The 19,770-nt window shown below is 64.7% G+C and carries 20 protein-coding genes; 11 read left to right on the top strand and 9 right to left on the bottom strand.

Annotation, left to right across the window (positions count from 1 at the left end; genetic code table 11):
* Positions 1-2: 2 nt before the first annotated feature.
* Positions 3-767 (bottom strand): bifunctional demethylmenaquinone methyltransferase/2-methoxy-6-polyprenyl-1,4-benzoquinol methylase UbiE, encoded by a 765-nt coding sequence (gene ubiE, locus E8M79_RS02435; protein WP_137150335.1) that lies wholly within the window; start codon positions 765-767, stop codon positions 3-5.
* Between the two features lie 117 nt (positions 768-884).
* Between ubiE and mutM the strand changes: the two genes are divergently transcribed.
* The 3 genes from mutM (at position 885) to dnaA (ending at position 4,558) form a co-directional block, all read left to right on the top strand.
* Positions 885-1,772 (top strand): bifunctional DNA-formamidopyrimidine glycosylase/DNA-(apurinic or apyrimidinic site) lyase, encoded by an 888-nt coding sequence (mutM, locus tag E8M79_RS02430; RefSeq protein WP_137150334.1) that lies wholly within the window; start codon positions 885-887, stop codon positions 1,770-1,772.
* 153 nt (positions 1,773-1,925) lie between these two features.
* Positions 1,926-2,192, top strand: a complete 267-nt coding sequence (gene rpsT, locus E8M79_RS02425; protein ID WP_137150333.1) for a 30S ribosomal protein S20 — start codon at positions 1,926-1,928, stop codon at positions 2,190-2,192.
* Positions 2,193-3,097: 905 nt separating this feature from the next.
* Positions 3,098-4,558, top strand: coding sequence for a chromosomal replication initiator protein DnaA (gene dnaA, locus E8M79_RS02420; protein WP_137150332.1), 1,461 nt, complete (start codon positions 3,098-3,100; stop codon positions 4,556-4,558).
* A gap of 178 nt (positions 4,559-4,736) precedes the next feature.
* Here dnaA and E8M79_RS02415 read toward each other — a convergent pair whose 3' ends face one another.
* The gene (locus E8M79_RS02415; protein WP_137150331.1) at positions 4,737-5,726 is read right to left on the bottom strand and encodes an aldo/keto reductase; all 990 of its coding nucleotides are present in this window, start codon (positions 5,724-5,726) and stop codon (positions 4,737-4,739) included.
* On the bottom strand, positions 5,723-6,589 hold the full coding sequence (locus tag E8M79_RS02410) for an SDR family NAD(P)-dependent oxidoreductase (RefSeq protein ID WP_137150330.1): 867 nt from the start codon (positions 6,587-6,589) through the stop codon (positions 5,723-5,725). Before E8M79_RS02410 ends, E8M79_RS02415 begins: the two co-directional genes overlap by 4 nt.
* Before the next feature lie 198 nt (positions 6,590-6,787).
* Here E8M79_RS02410 and dnaN point away from each other — a divergent pair, with 198 nt between their 5' ends.
* From dnaN to E8M79_RS02380, 6 genes are all read left to right on the top strand, one after another.
* Entirely contained in the window at positions 6,788-7,909 is a 1,122-nt protein-coding gene (gene dnaN, locus E8M79_RS02405) for a DNA polymerase III subunit beta (protein ID WP_137150329.1), read from the top strand.
* 153 nt (positions 7,910-8,062) lie between these two features.
* Positions 8,063-9,175 carry a DNA replication/repair protein RecF gene (recF, locus tag E8M79_RS02400; protein ID WP_137150328.1) on the top strand — a complete coding sequence of 371 codons (1,113 nt, stop codon included), beginning with the start codon at positions 8,063-8,065 and terminating at the stop codon, positions 9,173-9,175.
* A 157-nt stretch (positions 9,176-9,332) separates the two neighbouring features.
* Entirely contained in the window at positions 9,333-11,786 is a 2,454-nt protein-coding gene (gene gyrB, locus E8M79_RS02395; RefSeq protein ID WP_137150327.1) for a DNA topoisomerase (ATP-hydrolyzing) subunit B, read from the top strand.
* A gap of 18 nt (positions 11,787-11,804) precedes the next feature.
* On the top strand, positions 11,805-12,638 hold the full coding sequence (locus tag E8M79_RS02390; protein WP_137150848.1) for a carbon-nitrogen hydrolase family protein: 834 nt from the start codon (positions 11,805-11,807) through the stop codon (positions 12,636-12,638).
* A 139-nt stretch (positions 12,639-12,777) separates the two neighbouring features.
* Positions 12,778-12,990, top strand: coding sequence for a type II toxin-antitoxin system HicA family toxin (locus E8M79_RS02385; RefSeq protein ID WP_248304865.1), 213 nt, complete (start codon positions 12,778-12,780; stop codon positions 12,988-12,990).
* A complete protein-coding gene (locus E8M79_RS02380) occupies positions 12,983-13,270 on the top strand; it encodes a type II toxin-antitoxin system HicB family antitoxin (RefSeq protein ID WP_137150326.1) in 288 nt (95 codons plus the stop codon). The genes E8M79_RS02385 and E8M79_RS02380 overlap by 8 nt, the downstream gene beginning before the upstream one ends.
* Positions 13,271-13,279: 9 nt before the next feature.
* On the opposite strand, the gene E8M79_RS02375 is transcribed toward E8M79_RS02380, so the two are convergent.
* Together E8M79_RS02375 and E8M79_RS02370 are read right to left on the bottom strand one after the other, a co-directional pair.
* Positions 13,280-13,999, bottom strand: coding sequence for an RES family NAD+ phosphorylase (locus E8M79_RS02375; RefSeq protein ID WP_137150325.1), 720 nt, complete (start codon positions 13,997-13,999; stop codon positions 13,280-13,282).
* A 1-nt stretch (position 14,000) separates the two neighbouring features.
* Complete coding sequence (locus E8M79_RS02370) at positions 14,001-14,417, bottom strand: antitoxin Xre-like helix-turn-helix domain-containing protein (protein WP_137150324.1); 417 nt, start codon at positions 14,415-14,417, stop codon at positions 14,001-14,003.
* Between the two features lie 227 nt (positions 14,418-14,644).
* Between E8M79_RS02370 and E8M79_RS02365 the strand changes: the two genes are divergently transcribed.
* Positions 14,645-15,667, top strand: a complete 1,023-nt coding sequence (locus tag E8M79_RS02365) for an LLM class flavin-dependent oxidoreductase (protein WP_137150323.1) — start codon at positions 14,645-14,647, stop codon at positions 15,665-15,667.
* Here the strand turns inward: E8M79_RS02365 and arsK are convergent.
* The 4 genes from arsK to E8M79_RS02345 are packed head-to-tail and all read right to left on the bottom strand — an operon-like array spanning position 15,618 to position 18,249.
* Positions 15,618-16,859 (bottom strand): arsenite efflux MFS transporter ArsK, encoded by a 1,242-nt coding sequence (gene arsK, locus E8M79_RS02360; RefSeq protein WP_137150322.1) that lies wholly within the window; start codon positions 16,857-16,859, stop codon positions 15,618-15,620. The two genes, E8M79_RS02365 and arsK, sit on opposite strands and share 50 nt — an antisense overlap.
* 43 nt (positions 16,860-16,902) lie before the next feature.
* Complete coding sequence (locus E8M79_RS02355) at positions 16,903-17,205, bottom strand: metalloregulator ArsR/SmtB family transcription factor (protein WP_248304864.1); 303 nt, start codon at positions 17,203-17,205, stop codon at positions 16,903-16,905.
* A gap of 55 nt (positions 17,206-17,260) precedes the next feature.
* Entirely contained in the window at positions 17,261-17,797 is a 537-nt protein-coding gene (locus tag E8M79_RS02350) for a hypothetical protein (protein ID WP_137150320.1), read from the bottom strand.
* 5 nt (positions 17,798-17,802) lie between these two features.
* On the bottom strand, positions 17,803-18,249 hold the full coding sequence (locus E8M79_RS02345) for an Lrp/AsnC family transcriptional regulator (RefSeq protein WP_205747856.1): 447 nt from the start codon (positions 18,247-18,249) through the stop codon (positions 17,803-17,805).
* Positions 18,250-18,403: 154 nt separating this feature from the next.
* On the opposite strand from E8M79_RS02345, the gene E8M79_RS02340 reads away from it, so the two are divergent.
* On the top strand, positions 18,404-19,657 hold the full coding sequence (locus E8M79_RS02340; RefSeq protein WP_137150319.1) for a D-amino acid dehydrogenase: 1,254 nt from the start codon (positions 18,404-18,406) through the stop codon (positions 19,655-19,657).
* The last annotated feature ends 113 nt before the right edge of the window (positions 19,658-19,770 follow it).

The following is a 19,770-nucleotide window of genomic DNA, read 5'->3' as shown; positions in this document are numbered from 1 at the left end:
TTCTAGAGCTTCCATCCCGAGAACAGCGTCGCCACATTGCCCGTATAAGAGGTGTATTTGCTGCGCTTGAAGCCGGCCTCGACCAGCATGGACTGGAACTGCGGCGGGCTGGGGAACTTGCGGATCGATTCCACCAGATATTGATAGGGCTGCGCATCGCCCGTCACCAGCCTGCCCATGGGCGGGATAATGGTGTCGGAAAAGGCCTTGTAGACCACGTCCATGCCCGGCACATCGACCTGGCTGAATTCGAGCACCAGAATGCGGCCGCCGCGCTTGAGCACGCGATGGGCTTCGTTGAGCGCCTTCTGGATGCGCGGCACGTTGCGGATGCCAAAGGCAATCGTATAGGCGTCAAAGCTGTTGCTCTCGAACGGCAGCTCCTCGGCATTGGCCTCGACGAAACTGGCCTGGGCCGGAAAGCGCCAGGACTTGGCGCGCTCGGCGCCCACCCGCAGCATGTCCGAATTGATGTCGCTGACCACCACCTCGGCATAGCCCACCGAGGCATTGATGATGCGCTCGGCGATATCGCCGGTGCCGCCGGCCATGTCGAGCACGCGATAGGGTCGGCTGCCGGACTTGGGCGGCGCCAGATCGGCGACCATGGCATTCTTCCACAGCCGGTGGATGCCCATGCTCATCAGGTCATTCATCAGGTCATAGCGGTCCGCCACGCCGTGAAACACCTTGTTGACCAGCCCCTGCTTGTCATCGAGCGCAACGGTCTGCTCGCCGAAATGGGTGGTCTCGTGGGCCTGGGTCATGGCATGGGTCCAATCCGCCTGAGGGAAAACACTTCTCTAGTCTGTCGGCGCGCACCATATTCAACCCGATCCGGCTTTGCCATGGCGCAAAGTCGCACAGGTGAAAGAGATCCAAACATGCCCGAACTGCCCGAGGTGGAAACGGTGCGCCGGGGCCTGGAGCCCTGGCTGGCCGGCGCCCGCATCGAAACCGTCACGCTCAACCGGGCCGATCTGCGCTTTCCCTTTCCTTCCGGACTCAAGGCCGGGCTGGAAGGCGACACCATTGCCAGCGTCGGCCGGCGCGCCAAATATCTGCTGATCGGGCTCGAGAGCGGCCGCACCATGCTCAGCCATCTGGGCATGACCGGCTCCTGGCGCTTTGCCGAACACGGCATCGACAAGGCCCCGCGCTATTATGAGCCGGGCACGGCGCCAAAGCACGACCATCTGGTGTTCGACATTGCCCATCCCGCCCATGGCAAGAGCCACCTCATTTATGCCGATCCGCGCCGCTTCGGCTTTCTCGATCTCTATGACGATGTCGCCGCCAGTCCTTATCTCAGTGGCCTGGGGCCAGAGCCGCTGGGCAATGACTTCAACGCGGCGGCGCTGGCCAGGGCTTTTGTTGGCAAGAAGACCCCCATCAAGGCAGCGCTGCTCGACCAGCGGGTGGTGGCCGGCCTGGGCAATATCTATGTGTCCGAGGCGCTGCATCGCTCCCATATCCTGCCCACCGTGTTGGCGGGGAGCCTTGTGACCGCCGCCGGCGGCCCCAAGCCGGCGCTGGAGGATCTGGTGCAGGCTGTGCGCCAGGTGCTGGGCGAGGCCATTGTCTCGGGCGGCTCGACCCTGCGCGACTTCCGCAATGCCGAGGGCGGCTCGGGCTATTTCCAGCACAATTTCGCCGTCTATGACCGCGAGGGTGAGCCCTGTCCCACCCCGGGCTGCCACGGCACAGTCACCCGGATCGTGCAGTCGGGCCGCTCGAGCTTTTTTTGCCCGCTGTGCCAGATGCAGCCCTGACCCGGCGCCGGGGCTGAATCCAGTTGACGCTAACCCTGGCTTCCCCTATAGACCCACCAACTTGGCGGCAGTCGAAAGCCGCCGATTTCATTTCATCCCGGACGCATGCGACCTCGTGGCGCGATCGGCCGGTTGGACGCCAAGAGGACCATTATGGCCAATACGCCTTCAGCCAAAAAGGCTACCCGCAAGATCGAAGCCCGCACCGCGGTCAACAAGTCGCGCCGTTCGCGCGTCCGCACCTTCATCCGCAAGGTTGAAGAAGCCATTGTTGCCGGCGACCACAAGCTGGCCATGGAAGCCCTGGCTGTTGCGGCTCCCGAGATCAACCGGGCTGCCACCAAGGGCATCGTTCACGCCAATCTGGCCGCTCGCAAGGTGAGCCGCCTGAACAGCCGCGTGAAGGCTCTCAGCGCCTGAAACCACTCTTCCAACCAGCCCGTCGGGGCGGTTGGTGTGATCCGATAAATGGGCTCCTTGCGGAGCCCATTTTCTTTGCCGGTCGTTTGGGCATGCTTTTCCGTCCGCCAGCCCTCTTGTCATTTTCGTGACGGGTGTCCCGGCGCCGGTTTTCGGCCTAAGTGTGCGTTTTTATTCAGTAATGCCAGGAGTTTGTTGCCGGTTCGCGCTGTCGTGAAAATGTCTTCATGACAGCGGGGGGTGAGCAGAATGGTCGCACCGGAAAAATTATTTTGGTGTGCCAGGCGACCCGTCCAGGAGATTCTGCATGGAGTCACAAACGCTTGGTTTGGATCCATGCGGAAGGGGGTGGGAGAGCGAAAAACTCTCACTCAGAGTCAAGCCCCCATTTTTCCGATTCCCCGGTTGCGAGCCCAAAATCGTCCCTCTAAAGTGATCTCGTCAGCTTGAGCAGGACGCCACATACGAGCGATCCAACACTGGCTGTCAGGGCACTATTTGGGGCAGATTTTACTCGGTTTCGGTTTAGGCCGGACATGATGACAGGTGAGGGCTGCGTAAGCAGTTCGCGCACTTGCGCATCCGTTCGGCAACCATGTTGTAGTTTATCGACACAGGCCAGATCTGGCCGGGTTCACGATAGAAAAGCGTAAGACGCCGGCGGCAGCAACCGCCGGATAGAGAGAGCGTGTCTGCGCGAGCGGATGCAGGGGCGAAGCCATGGCCGCGTGGACCACACGATACGGCCCTGGGAAAACAAGAATGCTGCCGGCGGGACTTTGCGGACCGGCCGGCGAGAAGAAACGAGGCTGACAATGACGCGACAGGCGACCGCCGGACAGCCGGACTGGGGAACCCCCCTTCCGGCCACCATCCCCCTGACCACCAAAGGCGATACCCCTGTCATGACCACGTCCGACACCTCCGAAGGCCAGCGCGATCTCTGGAACCGGGTGCGTGCGCGGATCAAGACCTCGGTGGGCGCCGATGTGTTCACCTCCTGGTTCGCCAGCCTTGAGCTCGAAGAGATCGTCGACGACGTCGTGCATCTGTCTGCGCCCACGCGCTTCCTCTGCTCCTGGGTGCAGTCCAACTACGCCGACCGGATTCTGGAGGCCTTCCGCCAGGACGCGGAATCGGTCAGCCGCATCCAGGTGACCCTGCGCGTCAATGGTCAGGCCCGTCCGCGCCTGACCCCCGCTGTCGCCGAGGTCCCGGTCGCCGAAGAGCCAGCGGCGCCCGCTGCCGCCAATGCCCCCACGCCGGCCTCCACCGTGGCGCGCTTCCCCCGCGACGCGGCGGCCCAGCCCAAGGGCGATGCCCTGTCGGGCAGCGCCATCGATCCGCGCATGACCTTTGACAGCTTCGTGGCCGGCGAAGCCAATGAAATGGCCTTTGGCGTCGCCAAGCAGATCGCCAATGCCGCCGCCAACAACACCGTGACCTTCAACCCGGTCTATATTCATTCCACCGTCGGCCTGGGCAAATCCCACCTGCTCAACGCCATTGCCCATGCCGTGCAGTCGGCCGATGCCAGCAAGAACATCGTCTATCTGACGGCCGACCACTTCATGTACCATTTCATCACCGCCGTGCAGCGCCAGTCCGCGCTCGGCTTCAAGGAATGGCTGCGCCGCGTCGACCTGCTGCTGATCGACGACATGCAGTTCCTGCAGGGCAAGTCGGCCACCGAATTCGGCCATACGCTGGGCACGCTGCTCACCGGCGCCAAGCAGGTCGTGGTGGCCGGCGATGCGCCGCCGCGCGATCTCGAAATGCTCGATGAGCGCGTCCGCTCGCGCCTCTCGGGCGGGCTGGTTGTGCCGATCTCCGGCTTTGATCTCGAACTGCGCCGCGCCATCGTGCAGCGCCGCGCCGACCAGGCCACCGCGCGCTATGGCATGCATTTCCCGGCCCCGGTGATCGACTATATCGCCCGCGCCGTCATCAGCCATGGCCGCGACCTCGACGGCGCCGTCAATCGCCTCGTCGCCGCCAACCAGCTGACCGGCGAACTGGTCACTGTTCCCCTGGCCGAAAAGACCCTGGGCGACCTCATCCGCAGCCGCGAGGTGCGCCGCGTGCGCATCGAGGACATTCTGCGCATGGTCTCGCGCCACTATAAGGTGCCGCGCAACGAACTGCTCTCGGCCCGCCGCTCGCGCGATGTGGTGCGGCCGCGCCAGATCGCCATGTTCCTGGCCAAGGCGCTGACCTCGCGCTCGCTGCCCGAAATCGGCCGTCGCTTCGGCGGACGCGACCACACCACGGTTTTGCACTCCGTGCGCAAGGTCGAGCAGATGATCAAGGATGATGTCGAACTGGCCCAGGAGATCGAGCTGCTCAAGCGCATGCTCGAGGAGTAACCAGCGGCCGCGCTTGGCGCGGTCAAAAGGCTCCAGTGGAGCCTTTTGAGCTGGTTACGCCCGGAAGCGCGGAGCCTGCCCCCGCGAAGGCGGGCGCGCGCAGGGCACGAAGCCCGCGCCGTCTGTCGACACATTCAGCCCCGCGCCACTGGCGCGGGGTTCTTTTTTTGCCGCTTGCCTATTCGGCCGCCAATAGGCCCGCGATCTCGGCCATGATCGCTGCCGGCAGGGGCCCCTTGTCGAGGGCGCCCAGATTGTCGCGCACCTGCGCGACGCTGCGGAAGCCGGGCACTGGCAGGGCCCGGTCGGAACTGGCAAGGATCCAGCCCAGCGCGCCCTGCGCCAGCGTGCGCCCGCCGCTCTGCAGCAGTTCGCGGATGGCGCCGAGGCGCATCAGATAGTCGGCGCTGGGCTTGCCATCTTTAAAGAAGCGCAGCCAGGCAAAGTCCTGCGCGCGCACGTCGTCGCGGCCCAGCGTGCTGTCGGGGGCATATTTGCCGGTCAGCAGGCCCATGGCCAGCGGCAGCCGGCTGATCGACACCAGTTTGCGCGCGCTGACGAAGTCCATCAATTCACGGGCCGGCGTGAACACATTGTAGTCGTTCTCGATGGCCACGAAATGCGGATAGTCCGCCGCTGCCCGGGCCTGCGGCATGAAGTCGGTGCTCCAGCCATAGGCGCCGATCCAGCCTTCGGCCACCAGGGTTTCGAGCGTGTCGAACACCTGCGGCGCCAGGGCCGTATCCATTTCGTTGAGATGCAGCAGCGCCAGGTCGATGCGGTCGCGCTTGAGCCGGCTGCGGCTGCCGTCGATGACGCTGCGGATGCCTTGGGGCGTGACATTGACATCGCCATTGCGGCGATTGGCATGATCGACCTCAAAGCCGAATTTGGTGATGATGACGGCGTCGGCGTGCCGGGCGATCTCTTGCCCGACCAATACTTCGGAATGGCCTGCGCCATAGCCGGCTGCCGTATCAAAGACGCGCGCCCCCATCTCATAGCCGGCCTGCAGCGCTGCGCGCGACTGCGCATCGTCGGTGGCGCCATAGGAGGTGGATGGCCCATCATTGAGCGTCGGCCCGCCGATGGCCCAGCAGCCCAGGCCAATGCGCGGCACACTCTGGCCGTTCCACAGGGTCATCGTGCTGCTTGCTAGGATGCTCATTGTGCTGATCCTGTTTTGGGCATGGTGCCCTCGTCGGCCATGAAGGCGGCAAAGGCCGCCTTGTAGTCGGGATGCCAGCGCGACAGCGCCGGGCGGTTCTCGACGATGTCGAGCGCATTCCACAGGATGCGTTTGTGGTCGATGGCGTTGGGCGTCTCATCGTCCGGGCAGAGGATGAAGAAGCGATCAGCGGCAATGGACTGTACCATCAGGTCAACCACCTGCTCGGGCAGCCAGGCGCCGGGCCGGTGTTCGGCGTCGCCGGTGGTCGTCCAGCCCGGGATCAGCAGATGCGCGCTAATGACACAGCCGGGCCGCTCGCGCAGGTCACGCGCCAGGTTCTGTGTGTAGGCATTCACGGCCGCCTTGGAGGTATTATAGGCCGGATTGCCCGGCGGATTGGTCAGGCCCTGCTTGGAGCCGGTATTGACGATGACGCCGGCTTTGCCCGACGCCAGCATGCCGGGCAGAAAGGCCTGCACGCCATTGACCACCCCCAGCACATTGACCGCGAACAGCCGCTGCCAATTGTCATTGGGGTCCAGAATCCCCCCGGCGCCGCCCGCCACAAAGGCCGCGGCATTGTTCATCAGCAGCGTCACTGCGCCCAGGCGGTGCGCCACTTCGTCGGCCAGCGACAGCATGGCAGAGGGGTCGGCGACGTCGATATTGGCGGCCAGCACGCGATCAGCCCCCACCACGCCGCCCAGCTCTTCGGCCAGGCTCGTCAGCTTGACTTCGTTGACGTCCACCAGGGCCACGCCCATGCCCGCTGCGGCCGCGCGGCGCGCCGCCGCCCGGCCGATGCCGCTGGCGCCGCCGGTAATCACCGCCACGCCGCCGGCTTCAAAACACGTGCTCATTGATCCCTCCCAGATTCGCCTGGCCCGACCCTAACCAGATTTGCCGCGCGATACAGCCCATCAGGCCCAGCGCATTTGCCGGGGGCAAAATGCGGCCTGCCCTTGCGTTTTGGTCACCAAATTGTAAATGTCCAACCCCGGCTTGCCGGGGGTTTTTTGCTGCCAGACGCAGCCGCGTAGTGCCAGGGATATTGCCGCATGAAAGTCACGCTCGAACGCAATCATCTGCTCAAGTCGCTGAGCCATGTGCACCGGGTCGTGGAACGGCGGAACACTTACCCCATTCTCGCCAACGTGCTGTTCAAGGCCGGCGATGACAAGGTGGAGCTGCGCGCGACCGACCTGGATATCGAAGTGACCGAATCGGTCCCCGCCATGGTCGCGACACCCGGCACCACCACGGTGCCGGCGCATACGCTCTATGAAATCGTCCGCAAGCTGGCCGATGGCGCTGAAGTGCGCCTCGAAACCGATGGCGGCGAGAACATGGTGCTGACCTCGGGCCGCTCGCGCTTTAACCTGGCGTGCCTGTCGCCCGACAGTTTCCCCGATCTCAAGTCGGGCAGCTTCGGCCATGAGTTCACCATGCCGGCCGCCGCGCTGCGCGAGCTGATCGAGCGCACCCAGTTCGCCATCAGTAATGAAGAAACCCGCTACTATCTCAACGGCATCTATTTCCACACCATCGACATCTCCGGCACGGGCACCGTGCTGCGCGCCGTGGCCACCGACGGCCACCGCATGGCGCGCGCCGAGATCGAGGCCCCGGTTGGCGCCAAGGGCATGCCCGGCATCATCGTGCCGAAAAAGACCGTTGGCGAAGTCCAAAAGCTCCTCGACGGTGCCGATGGCGATGTGACCGTTGAAGTCAGCGACACCAAGATCCGCTTCACCGTCGGCTCGGTGGTGCTGCTCAGCAAGCTCATCGAAGGCACCTTCCCCGATTATGATCGCGTGACGCCCAAGAACAACGACAAGCAGATGAATGTCGACCGCGCGGCCTTTGCCACCGCTGTCGACCGCGTCTCCACCATTGCCTCCGATCGCGGCGGCAAGGCCGTCAAGCTCCAGGCCAAGGATGGCCTGCTCGAGCTCTCGGTGACCAATCCCGATCACGGCACGGCCAGCGAGGAGCTGGCGGTGGAATTCGACACCGATGGCTTCGAGATCGGCTTCAACGCCCGCTATCTGCTCGACATCATCGGCCAGATCCGCAGCGACAGCGCCGTGTTCATGTTCAACGACGCCGGCTCGCCCACCCTGGTCAAGGACGAGGGCGAAACCCGCGCGCTCTATGTGCTGATGCCGATGCGTGTTTGAGTGGGCGATATTGCTCGCACCAACCTCGATCGTCACCCTCGGGCTTGACCCGAGGGCTCTTCACTTGCAGATGCAATTTAAGTGCAACGCCCTCGGGTCAAGCCCGAGGGTGACGGGCGGTGGGTTGAATAACATGATGGCCGGCAGACACTCATGATCCGCCACCTCTCCCGCCTGCGCCTCACATCCTTCCGCAATTATGCGACGGCTGCGCTCGATCTCGATGATCGCCACGTCGTGCTGACCGGGGCCAATGGCGCCGGCAAGACCAATCTGCTCGAAGCCATTTCGGTGCTCTCGCCCGGGCGCGGCCTGCGCGGCGCCAGTTTCGAGACGCTGCAGGCCCATGGCAGCGACATCGGCTGGGCCGTGGCCGCCACCGTCGAGACCGATGATGGCCCCGCCGATATCGGCACGGGCGCCGCGCCCGATGGCGGCCGCCGCGTGCGCATCAATGGCGCCAATGCCCGCTCCATCGAGGCCATGAGCGACTATCTGCGCGTGCTCTGGCTCACCCCGGCCATGGATGGCCTGTTCTCGGGCCCGGCAGGGGACCGCCGGCGGTTTCTCGACCGTCTGGTGACCACGCTCATCCCCAGCCACTCCGCCGCCGTCAGCGACTACGAAAAGGCCATGCGGCAGCGCAACCGCCTGCTCGAGGACAATGGTGATACCAGCTGGCTCAGCGCCATCGAGGCGCAATTGGCCGAGCTGGGCGCCTCCATCCATCTGGCTCGCACCGATAGCCTGGGCCATCTCCAGGCGCTGATCGGCCAGAGCCTGGATGACACGAGCTTCCCGGCCGCCCATCTGGCGCTGACGCCGCTGTTCGAGGACAGTGTCGAGCCCGCCGCCTCGACCGCGCTTGAGGCCGCCTTGGCTGAGCGCTGGCGCCAGAGCCGCGGCCGCGACCGCGCGGCGGGGCGCACGCTGGTGGGGCCGCATCGCGTCGACCTTGAGGTCACCTATGCGCAAAAGGCCATGCCGGCGGCCCTGGGCTCCACGGGCGAGCAGAAGGCCCTGCTGATCGGGCTGATCCTGGCCCATGCGCGCCTCGTGCGCCTGCGCACCGGCATCACCCCGTTCCTGCTGCTCGACGAAATCGCCGCCCATCTCGATCCCGACCGCCGCCGGGCGCTGTTTGCCGCCCTCGACGGGCTGGGCACGCAGTGTTTTTTGACCGGGACGGACCGCATGCTGTTCGAGGCTCTGGGCGAGCGCGCCCAGATGGTGACCGTCAAGGACGGACGCGTCGCACGCGATTGACACCGGCTGTGCTGACCCATCGGCGCCTGCCCTGTCGGGCTGGGCGAACGGAGCCGGCCCAATCCCCCGCAAAAGCCCTCGAAACGGCCATTTTGCTTGGGGATACTACCCCGTTCCGCTAGAACAAATGCACTCTGAAACGACTGATTCGGACCCCATGACCGATAGCCAAAATCCCCTTCCCGAAGAATATGGCGCCGACAGCATCAAGGTGCTCAAAGGTCTCGATGCCGTGCGCAAGCGCCCCGGCATGTATATCGGGGATACGGACGACGGCTCGGGCCTGCACCACATGGTCTATGAGGTGGTCGACAACGCCATCGACGAGGCCCTGGCCGGTCACGCCGACCTGGTGACGGTCACGCTCAACCCCGATGGCTCGGTGACCGTGATCGACAATGGTCGCGGCATTCCCACCGGCATCCACAAGGAAGAGGGCATTTCGGCCGCCGAGGTCATCATGACCCAGCTGCACGCCGGCGGTAAGTTCGACCAGAATTCCTATAAGGTCTCCGGCGGCCTGCATGGCGTGGGCGTTTCCGTGGTGAATGCGCTCAGCCAGTGGCTCAAGCTCAAGATCCGCCGCGATGGCGGCATTCACGAGATGAGCTTCACCCACGGCGATTCCGATGCGCCGCTGGTCCAGACCGGCACCTATGTCGAAAACAAGCAGCCCGGCACCTATGAGGGTCGCAGCGGTAGCGAGATCACCTTCTTCCCCTCGGCCGAAACCTTCACCATGGTGGAGTTCGACTTCAAGACGCTCGAGCATCGCCTGCGCGAGCTGGCCTTCCTCAATTCGGGCGTGCGCATCCTGCTCAACGATCTGCGCCATACCGATCCGGTCAATGTCGAGCTGTTCTACGAGGGCGGGCTCGAGGCCTTCGTCAACTATCTCGACAAGTCCAAGGTGCCGGCTATCGAGCGCCCGATCACCATGATTTCCGAGAAGGACGGCATCACCGTCGAAGTGGCGCTGCAGTGGAACGACAGCTACCACGAAAACGTGCTGTGCTTCACCAACAACATCCCCCAGCGCGACGGCGGCACCCATCTGGCGGGCCTGCGCGGCGCGCTGACGCGCCAGGTCACCAGCTATGCCGAAACCTCGGGCATCGCCAAGCGCGAAAAGGTCTCGCTGACCGGCGATGACACCCGCGAGGGCCTGACCTGCGTGCTCTCGGTCAAGGTGCCCGATCCCAAGTTTTCGTCGCAGACCAAGGACAAGCTGGTCTCCTCCGAAGTGCGCCCGGTTGTTGAGAACATCGTCAACGACAAGCTCGGCCAGTGGTTCGAAGAGCATCCCAACGAAGCCAAGATCATCGTGGGCAAGGTCGCTGAGGCCGCTGCCGCCCGCGAAGCCGCCCGCAAGGCGCGTGAACTGACCCGCCGCAAGGGCGCGCTCGAAATCTCCTCGCTCCCCGGCAAGCTCGCCGATTGCCAGGAACGCGACCCCGCCAAGAGCGAAATCTTCATCGTGGAAGGTGACTCCGCCGGCGGTTCGGCCAAGCAGGGGCGTGACCGCTCCAACCAGGCCGTGCTGCCGCTGCGCGGCAAGATCCTCAATGTCGAGCGCGCCCGCTTTGACCGCATGATCTCGTCCGACCAGGTCGGCACGCTGATCACGGCGCTGGGCACCGGCATCGGCCGCGAGGAATTCAACGCCGACAAGCTGCGCTACCACAAGATCATCATCATGACCGACGCCGATGTGGACGGCGCTCACATTCGCACGCTGCTGCTGACGTTCTTCTATCGCCAGACGCCCGAGCTGATCGAGCGCGGCCATATCTACATCGCCCAGCCGCCGCTCTACAAAGCCATGCGCGGCAAGTCCGAACAATATCTCAAGGACGAACGGGCGCTGGAAGACTATCTGCTCGACTATGGTCTGGACGAAGCCGTGCTCAAGACCCAGCATGGCACTGAGCACGCCGGCGCCGACCTGATGAGCATCCTGCAGCAGGCCCGCGACATCGTCAAAGCCATCGACAATCTCAACACCCGCTACAACCGGAGCCTGGTCGAACAGGCCGCCATCGTCGGCGGGCTCGATCCCGAGGGCCTCAGCGATCCCGAGCGCATCGGCAAGACCATGGACCGCGTCGCCAACCGGCTCGACCGCATTTCCGATGAGCTTGAGCGGGGCTGGTCCGGCGCCATCACCGATGAAGAGGGCCTGGCCTTCTCGCGCACCGTGCGCGGCGTGACCGAGACTCACCAGCTCGACCGGGCTCTGCTGCAGAGCGCCGACGCCCGCAAGCTGCGCCAGCTGGCCGACCGGCTCGACGAGATCTATGGCGGCGTGCCCACGCTGACCCGCAAGGGCGAGGTGACCCCGGTCTATGGTCCGGCGTCGCTGTTCAAGACCGTCACCGACGCCGGCCGCAAGGGCGTCACCATGCAGCGCTACAAAGGCCTGGGCGAAATGAACGCCTCCCAGCTCTGGGAGACCACGCTCGACCCCAATGCCCGCACCCTGCTCAAGGTCGAAATCAACCAGACCGACGAAGCCGACCAGATCTTCACCGCCCTGATGGGCGATTTGGTCGAACCCCGCCGCGAATTCATCCAGGACAACGCGCTGAGCGTTTCCAACCTCGACGTCTAGGATTTGCGGGCCGTGGCGATGCCTCTGCGTATTGCTACGGCGCAAAGCCTGATCACGGCCGATGTGGCCGCCAACGGGCAGCACATTCGCGCTCTGATGGCCGACGCCAAGTCCGCTGGGGCACAACTCGTTCATTTCCCCGAAGGCGCGCTGTCGGGCTATGTCAAAGCCCAGGTTGCCGCTTGGGCAAAGGTCGACTGGCCCGCCATTGCCGATGAACTGGCCAAGATCCAGGCGATGACGCTCGACCTCGACATCTGGGTGGTCCTCGGCTGCAACCACCAGCTGACCCCGCCCAATCGGCCGCATAACAGCCTCTATGTGATTTCGTCAGCAGGTGAGATCGTTACCCGCTACGACAAACGCTTCTGTTCGCACACCGAGATCACCGACTGGTATAGCCCCGGCGCCGAAGTGGTCGTTTTTGATATCGATGGCGTCCGCTTCGGCTTTGCGCTGTGCATCGAGGTGCAATTCCCCGAACTCTTTGCCGAGAACGCCCTGCTGGGGGTCGAGTGCATGCTGTTCTCGGCCTATGCAGCGGACCCGATGTTTGCCGTGTTGGCGCAGGCGCACGCGGCGACCAACAATGTCTGGCTGTCACTCTCCACGCCGGCACAATGCGGCGCGGCCCTGCCCAGCCGCTTCATCGGGCCGGACGGGTACGTCGCAGCAAGCGCGCCCGAGCTTGCGGCGCCCACCGTGGTTATGGGCACCATTGACCGCGATGACCCCCGCTACGACATCGCCTTGAACAAGGCCCGCCCCTGGCGCAAATTGGCCCGCGATGGCGAAATCTATCGCAGCCGCGCCGTCGAGGACCCGCGCAGCGCCAGCCGCACTGTGCTCTAGAGCGCGTCCGACGCCCGCCGCGAATTCATCCAGGGCAACGCGCTGAGCGTGAGCAATCTGGACGTCCGATCCTGGCGTAGTTCGAGCGACAACTGTTCTACTGCTACTCGACCTTCGACATGTTGATCGAGGGGACGAAATGATGAAGTTACTGCATGACAGTCGGAAAATTGCCCGCCGCCTCGTCGCAGACGGCTTCGTTCTTGTCTCGACGCGTGGTTCGCACCATAAATACCGGCATGTCGAGAGCGGCAGGACGGTAATCCTGCCGCATCCGCGCAAGGATATCCCCGTCGGTACGGTCCGCTCGATCTATCGGCAGGCAGGCTGGGACAGCAACACAGATGCGTGACGTCCACTACATCGCCCTGATCCATAAGGATGCCGATTCCGGCTACGGCGTTTCCTTTCCGGACGTGCCCGGGGTCATTGCTATGGGCGATACGCTGGACCAGGCTATCGCAGAGGCAGCGGCGGTCTTGGCTTTTGCTTTCGAGGACTGGCCGGGCGAGCAGCCAGTGCCGCGCACGCTTGAAGCCTTGCGGCAGGATGACGAGTTCCAAGCCGCAGCGGTGGACGCTGTTGTCGCCGTCATCCGGCCCTCGGCTGAATATTATCAGGCGGCCGAATAGTCTTCCGCGTTAGGCGCTGGCTGGCCCCATCTCACCCGACAGCGGCCCCTCCACCGCCGGCGTCGGATCGCCGGTCCACCGCATGCGATACACATCCCCCTGCCGCACCGATTGCACCGCCGCCGGACGCAGCGCCACGATGCAAATACCGCCCCTGTGTCGCACTGAGGGATAGACAATGCCATTGACCCCCGCGGCCCGTGCAGCCAAAGCCAGTTGATTGCCAACGGGATAAGCGGTCGCGATGTCGCTGCCCAGCGCCGGGTGCTCCGGCATTTCCCGCAGGTCGAGATAGTCACCCGCCTGGCTGCAAACCATTTCGGCATAGTCCACCACCGCCTCATAGCGTCCGGCAGCGGCGAGGAACGCCGTCAGGTGAAAGCCCACTTCTGCAAGGCAGGTCCGCGTGCTCAGCGCGGCATACCAGGCACCCCTATTGGCATCGTTAAAGCGATTGGGCGCTCTGGGCTTGGCATAGGCAAAGCTGGCATTGATGAAATGGGCATGTGGCACGTCATAAACCAGTTCATTTGCCGCCAGCCCCGAAATGCCGCGTTGCTCTGCCATCTGGCGCTGGCTCGTCGCGCCTTCGATCTCGGCCAGCATCGCCAGTTCGCCGGCCCCATCGACCAGGCTGGCCAGCACCGATTCGCGCAGCCGGGCGGTCGATACCAGCCGCACCGTGCGCGGATAGGCCACGGTGATGATAGGAACCCCGGCAACGGACAAATCAAAGACCCCCGCGCACCGCATCTACATAGCGGCGCACTTCAAGCATCTGCGGAATGCCGCCCTTGAGCATGGACTCGATTGGGCTCAGGCGGCCAAATAGCGGGCCGCTATTGGCCAGCCGGACCCAATCATCCGCCATGCCATCGGCAAACAGCAGGTGCAGCCCCTTATAGATCCCCACCAGCGCCGAAATGCGCGTCATCTGGTCTTGGCTGAGCGGCTTTGTCTTCTCGCTCGCTTTGAGCCGCTCCCAGGTGCTGGTGGAAACATCGAGCAGCGCCGCCGCCTGCTGCCCGCTGAGCTGCCATTGCTCGATCAGGCGCCGATAGGCCTTGAGCGCTACGCCCGATAGCCGCGCCCGGTCGGTTTCGGCCGAAAAATCCTGTCGATCTGCAACCGCTGCCACCCCGGACATGACGCGTCTCCATCAAATGAGTAGATATCCCTATATCAAATGATGGCGCATTGTCCACAAAACAAGTACGCGCCGCACCATCCCAAAACTCTCTGCAGGCCCGACTGTTCACCACCATGATCAATCCGTTCGGGCAAAAGTCCTTGGCGTCGGTGCCATGCGCCACTAGCTAAAGGTCCAACAACAGCTACAAGTTCGTGGCATTTCCAGCGCGCAGGTCCATTTTCATGAAAAACATCGGTTTCCTCTCCTTCGGCCATTGGTCGCCCTCGCCGCAGTCGGGCACGCGTTCGGCCGGCGACGCGCTGCTGCAGTCCATTGATCTGGCCGTGGCGGCCGAGGAACTGGGCGCCGACGGCGCCTATTTCCGCGTGCATCACTTTGCCCGCCAGCTGGCCTCGCCCTTTCCGCTGCTGGCCGCCGTTGGTGCCCGCACCAAAAAGATCGAGATCGGCACCGCCGTGATCGATATGCGCTACGAGAACCCGCTCTATATGGCCGAAGATGCCGGCGCCGCCGATCTCATCTCGGGGGGCCGGCTGCAGCTCGGCATCAGCCGCGGCTCGCCCGAACAGGTCATCGAGGGCTATCGCTATTTCGGCTATGCCCCAGCCGAAGGCCAGACCGACGCCGACATGGCCCGCGGCCAGACCGAAGTGTTCCTCGAAGTGCTCAAGGGCCATGGCTTTGCCGAGCCCAATCCCAGCCCCATGTTCCCCAATCCGCCCGGCAAGCTGCGGCTCGAGCCGCATTCACCCGGCCTGCGCGAGCGCATCTGGTGGGGCAGCGCCACCAATGACACCGCCATCTGGGCGGCCAAGCTGGGCATGAATCTGCAGAGCTCGACGCTCAAGTTCGACGAAAGCGGCAAGCCCTTCCACATCCAGCAGGCCGAGCAGATCCGCGCCTATCGCGCCGCCTGGAAAGAGGCCGGCCATGCCCATGAGCCGCGCGTTTCGGTCAGCCGCTCGATCTTTGCCCTGGTCAATGACATGGACCGCGCCTATTTCGGCCGCGGTCGCCCCGAGCAGGACCAGTTCGGCTATATCGAGCCGGAAAAGCGCGCCGTTTTCGGCCGTGGCTATACCGCCGAGCCCGATGCGCTGATCAAGCTATTGGCCGAGGACGAGGCGATTGCCGAGGCCGATACCCTGCTGCTCACCGTGCCCAATCAGCTCGGCGTCGACTACAATGCCCATGTCATTGAATCGATCCTGACCCATGTGGCGCCGGGCCTGGGCTGGCGCTGAGCGCACCCGGCCGGGTCTGCCAGCCGATGCTGGCAAAGGCGCCGACGGCCAAGACGCCGGCGCCGGCCGCCAGCAACAGGGCCGGCGCCGTGCCCAGTAGGCTCGCCAGCAGCGAGAACAGGAACGGCGCCAGTGCCGAGGCCAGTTGCCGGCCGGCATTGACCATGCCCAGCCGCTGCCCATAGCCCTGGGTGCCAAACAGCGTCAGCGGCAGCGTGCCGCCGACAATGCTGAACAGGCCCGAGCCCAGCCCGAACAACAGCGCAAACACCATCGCCCCGATCGGCGAGGGAGCGGTGAGCACCAGCACCAGGGCGCCCAGCGGCATCAGGCTCGCCGCGATCACCGCCAGCCAGGGCTGTGGCAGCCTGCTGCCCCAGCCCATATTGATCAGCCGGCTGGCCACCTGGGCCGGCCCGAACAGCGCTGCCACTGCGACGCCCGCGGAACCTACGCCCAACCCGGCCAGCAGACCCACCATGTGGATGGTCACCGACGACGCCAAGACCCCGGTCAGGGCAAATCCGGCCAACATGATCCAGACGAGCAGGCGCACCTGCTCGGGCCGGGCCACCCCCACGGCAACTGCAGGAACGCGCCCGGCGGCCCGGCTCTGCCGCACATGGCGCGCCAGCGCCAGATGCACGGGCAAGCACAGGGTCAGGTTCAGCCCGGCAAACACCAGATAGGTGCCGCGCCAGCCCAGCTGCGCGACCAGCAAGGTGGTGAGCGGCCAGAACAGCGTCGAGGCAAAGCCGGCAATCAGTGTCAGATGCACGATCTGCCGCTGGGCGCCAGCGCCGGCAATCTGCGCCAGCGCAGCAAAAGCCAAAGGATAGAGCACGAAAGCCGAGGCAAATTCGATGGCCAGCAGGGCCATTGTGAAGGTCGGGCCATTGGGGGCCAGGGCGCAACCCACCAGCGCCAGCGCCGCCGCCAGCGACCCCAGTCCCATCAGCGGTCCGGCGCCATGCCGGTCGGCCAGCCGGCCTACCCAGGGGGCAATTGTCCCGCTCAGCAGTAGCGACGCCGCCAGCGCGCCAAACAGCGCCGTCTCGGGCCAGCCGAAGCTGGCCGCCAGATGCGGCGCCAGCGGACCAAAGCTGTAATAGAGCGTGCCATAGCCAATCACCTGGGTCAGGCCCAGGCCCCAGATCAGCCAGGCCGGGGCCCGTGGCGGGATAGTCGTCATTTCGGTGCTGCCGGAAAAATGGAAATAGGGATCAAATGAAAACTCAAGCCGCTGTTTCGGCCTGCGCATCGGCACAGCACTGGCTGGACAGGAAATCCACCAGGCCATCCATGGCTGCAAAATTGGCGCGACAGATCAGCTGGGTCCCCTGCCGGTCCTGGCTGACCAGATCGACGGCCACCAGCCGGTGCAGGTGATGCGACAGGGTCGAGGCAGGAATGCCCAGCTTGGCCTGCAGCCCACCCACGGGCAGCCCATTGGGCCCGGCCCGCACCAACAGGCGATAGGCCGCCAGCCGGGTGGGATTGCCCAGGGCTTCGAGTTGGCGGGCAATGGCTTCAAGCATGACAGGACTCATCGCTATTTCGATAACTATCGAACAAGCGGATGACAGGCCTGTGTCAGGGCAAGGCGTAGCGTGATTGCGCGCATTGGTTGGCCCGCCAATAGGCATCGACGGGGGTGAAATGGCCCGATGCCAGCATCTCGATCCGGGCGGCGAAAGCCATGGCCTGGCATTCGTCGCGCCCGGCCACGGCATGCACCATTTCGTGCAGAATGGTCAGCGCGCGCAGCCTGTCGGCGCCTGGCGCGAAGAACTGCGGGCACAGCACCAGCGGCACGACGCCATCCTCGGGCGGCATGCGGACGAAGGCGGCGAAGTCTGCGCAAGAGCCAGTCGCCTCTTTGCGGATGGTCAGCGCAACCCGCACTGAGCCATCCCAGGCGCCACCGGTAAAGGCCTGCAGCGCCAGCGCCTTGCCATAGGCGGCGATGTCGACGCCAAAGACTGTGGCCTCCAGTTGCGGCTGGGCCTGGTCAAACTGCGCCCGCGCGCTGTCCAGCGCGCGATCCAGCAAAGCCTGATCACTGGCCTGGGCGGGCATCGCCAGGCATAGCGGCAACAGGAGCAAAGCCAGACGCCGGAGCAGGAGCAAGGCACTCACCCCCGGGCGGGCCGCAGCACATTGCGGATGGCAAAGCTGGACTGGATGCGGGTGACGCTGGGCAGGCGCGACAGCACTTCGGTATGCAACCGCTCATAGTCGGCGACGCTGGCCGCTTCCACCCGCACCAGATAGTCGGTCATGCCCGCCATCAGATAGCATTCGCGCACCTCCGCGCAGCCGCGCAGGGCCTGCTCGAACTTGCGCAGGACATCATCGGTCTGCCGCTCAAGGGTGATCTGCACGATCGCCACAATGCTGGCGACCGGCGTGGGCGTATCGACAATGGCGGTATAGCCGCGGATCACGCCGGTCTCTTCCAGCGTGCGCAGGCGGCGCAGGCAGGCCGAGGGCGACAGGCCCACCGCCATGGCCAGCTGGGCATTGCTCATGCGTCCGTCCCGGCGCAGCTCCGCGATGATCGCACTGTCGATCCGGTCCATGTTGTGCACACTCCTGCGGTTGCGCCGCATAATATTGCGCAAGTCATCCATGCTTGCAATTTAACTGCGCCGAAATGAAGGACATTTCTTGCCCCTTGCGCCACACTATGGCCAAGCGGGCCCCTGTGGCGCGCCATGTCATGCGGGGGCGGTCATGCGGGTTATTGTTCTGGGCGGCGGCGTCATCGGCACCACTACGGCCTATTATCTGGCCAAGGCCGGTCACGCGGTGACGGTGCTCGAACGCCAGGACGGCGTGGCGCTCGAAACCAGCTTTGCCAATGCCGGGGAGATCTCGCCGGGCTATTCCTCCCCCTGGGCCGGGCCGGGCATTCCGCGCAAGGCGCTCAAATGGCTGTTCATGGAACATGCGCCGCTGATCATCCAGCCGCTGCTCGATCCGGCCACCATCCGCTGGTGCCTGGCCATTCTGCGCAACTGCACGCTGGCGCGCTACAAGATCAACAAATCGCGCATGGTGCGCCTGGCCGAATATAGCCGCGACCAGCTCATGGCCCTGCGCGCCGATACCGGCATCAGCTATGACCACCGCACCCAGGGCACGCTGCAGCTGTTCCGCACCGAAAAACAGGTGCATGACGCGCACAAGGACATCGAAGTGCTGCGCGCCGATGGCGTGGCATTCGAAGTGCTCGATGCCGCCGGCTGCATTGCGGCCGAGCCTGGCCTGGCCGGCGCGCGCGAGCGCATTACTGGCGGCCTGCGGCTGCCGCATGACGAGACGGGCGACTGCTTCTTGTTCACCAACCGCCTCGCCGATCTGGCGCGCGGCCTGGGCGTCGATTTCCAGTTCGGCGTGCAGATCGAGCGCCTCGTGACCGAAGGCCATCGCGTCCGCGCCGTCCAGACCAATATGGGGCGCTTTGAGGCCGATGTGTTCATCGGCGCGCTGGGCAGCTACACGCCCGCGCTGGTGCGCCCGCTTGGGCTTGATCTGCCAGTCTATCCGGTCAAGGGCTATTCGATCACCGTTCCGATCGTCAACGAGGCCAAGGCGCCGGTCTCCACCGTGCTCGATGAGAGCTACAAGGTTGCGGTCACCCGCCTGGGCGATCGCATCCGCGTCGGCGGCATGGCCGAGATCGCCGGCTTTGACACCACGCTGCATGACCGCCGCCGCCGCACGCTCGAACATGTCGTCACCGATCTCTATGGCGATGCCGGAGACGTGAGCCGCGCCAGCTTCTGGACGGGCCTGCGCCCGATGACGCCCGATGGCACCCCGGTGGTGGGCGCCACGCGCTATCCCAATTTCTATCTCAACACCGGCCATGGCACGCTGGGTTGGACCATGGCCTGCGGCTCTGCGCGGGTGATTGCCGATCTCGTGGGCGGCAACCGGCCCGAGATCGCCACCGACGATCTGGGCCTGGCGCGCTACGCCTAGCGGCGCGCCGAGCCCCTTCGGGCCCTGTCATCGGCGCGCAACACTGCACCAGCAAGCGTGTCCCGGCCCATAAACCAGCCACATTTGACCCGGAAAAGCGGCAGCAGGACCGC

Origin of the sequence: Devosia sp. FKR38 (assembly GCF_005222805.1) — a bacterium.
Classification (GTDB): Bacteria; Pseudomonadota; Alphaproteobacteria; order Rhizobiales; family Devosiaceae; genus Devosia.
Note: the sequence above shows the minus strand (reverse complement) of the source record. Positions and strands in the feature narration are given on the sequence as shown.

Coding starts and splice junctions, on each gene's coding strand:
- ubiE (WP_137150335.1), bottom strand. CDS start 767: ATGACCCAGGCCCACGAGACCACCCATTTCGGCGAGCAGACCGTTGCG.
- mutM (WP_137150334.1), top strand. CDS start 885: ATGCCCGAACTGCCCGAGGTGGAAACGGTGCGCCGGGGCCTGGAGCCC.
- rpsT (WP_137150333.1), top strand. CDS start 1,926: ATGGCCAATACGCCTTCAGCCAAAAAGGCTACCCGCAAGATCGAAGCC.
- dnaA (WP_137150332.1), top strand. CDS start 3,098: ATGACCACGTCCGACACCTCCGAAGGCCAGCGCGATCTCTGGAACCGG.
- E8M79_RS02415 (WP_137150331.1), bottom strand. CDS start 5,726: ATGAGCATCCTAGCAAGCAGCACGATGACCCTGTGGAACGGCCAGAGT.
- E8M79_RS02410 (WP_137150330.1), bottom strand. CDS start 6,589: ATGAGCACGTGTTTTGAAGCCGGCGGCGTGGCGGTGATTACCGGCGGC.
- dnaN (WP_137150329.1), top strand. CDS start 6,788: ATGAAAGTCACGCTCGAACGCAATCATCTGCTCAAGTCGCTGAGCCAT.
- recF (WP_137150328.1), top strand. CDS start 8,063: ATGATCCGCCACCTCTCCCGCCTGCGCCTCACATCCTTCCGCAATTAT.
- gyrB (WP_137150327.1), top strand. CDS start 9,333: ATGACCGATAGCCAAAATCCCCTTCCCGAAGAATATGGCGCCGACAGC.
- E8M79_RS02390 (WP_137150848.1), top strand. CDS start 11,805: ATGCCTCTGCGTATTGCTACGGCGCAAAGCCTGATCACGGCCGATGTG.
- E8M79_RS02385 (WP_248304865.1), top strand. CDS start 12,778: ATGATGAAGTTACTGCATGACAGTCGGAAAATTGCCCGCCGCCTCGTC.
- E8M79_RS02380 (WP_137150326.1), top strand. CDS start 12,983: ATGCGTGACGTCCACTACATCGCCCTGATCCATAAGGATGCCGATTCC.
- E8M79_RS02370 (WP_137150324.1), bottom strand. CDS start 14,417: ATGTCCGGGGTGGCAGCGGTTGCAGATCGACAGGATTTTTCGGCCGAA.
- E8M79_RS02365 (WP_137150323.1), top strand. CDS start 14,645: ATGAAAAACATCGGTTTCCTCTCCTTCGGCCATTGGTCGCCCTCGCCG.
- arsK (WP_137150322.1), bottom strand. CDS start 16,859: ATGACGACTATCCCGCCACGGGCCCCGGCCTGGCTGATCTGGGGCCTG.
- E8M79_RS02355 (WP_248304864.1), bottom strand. CDS start 17,205: ATGCTTGAAGCCATTGCCCGCCAACTCGAAGCCCTGGGCAATCCCACC.
- E8M79_RS02345 (WP_205747856.1), bottom strand. CDS start 18,249: ATGGACCGGATCGACAGTGCGATCATCGCGGAGCTGCGCCGGGACGGA.
- E8M79_RS02340 (WP_137150319.1), top strand. CDS start 18,404: ATGCGGGTTATTGTTCTGGGCGGCGGCGTCATCGGCACCACTACGGCC.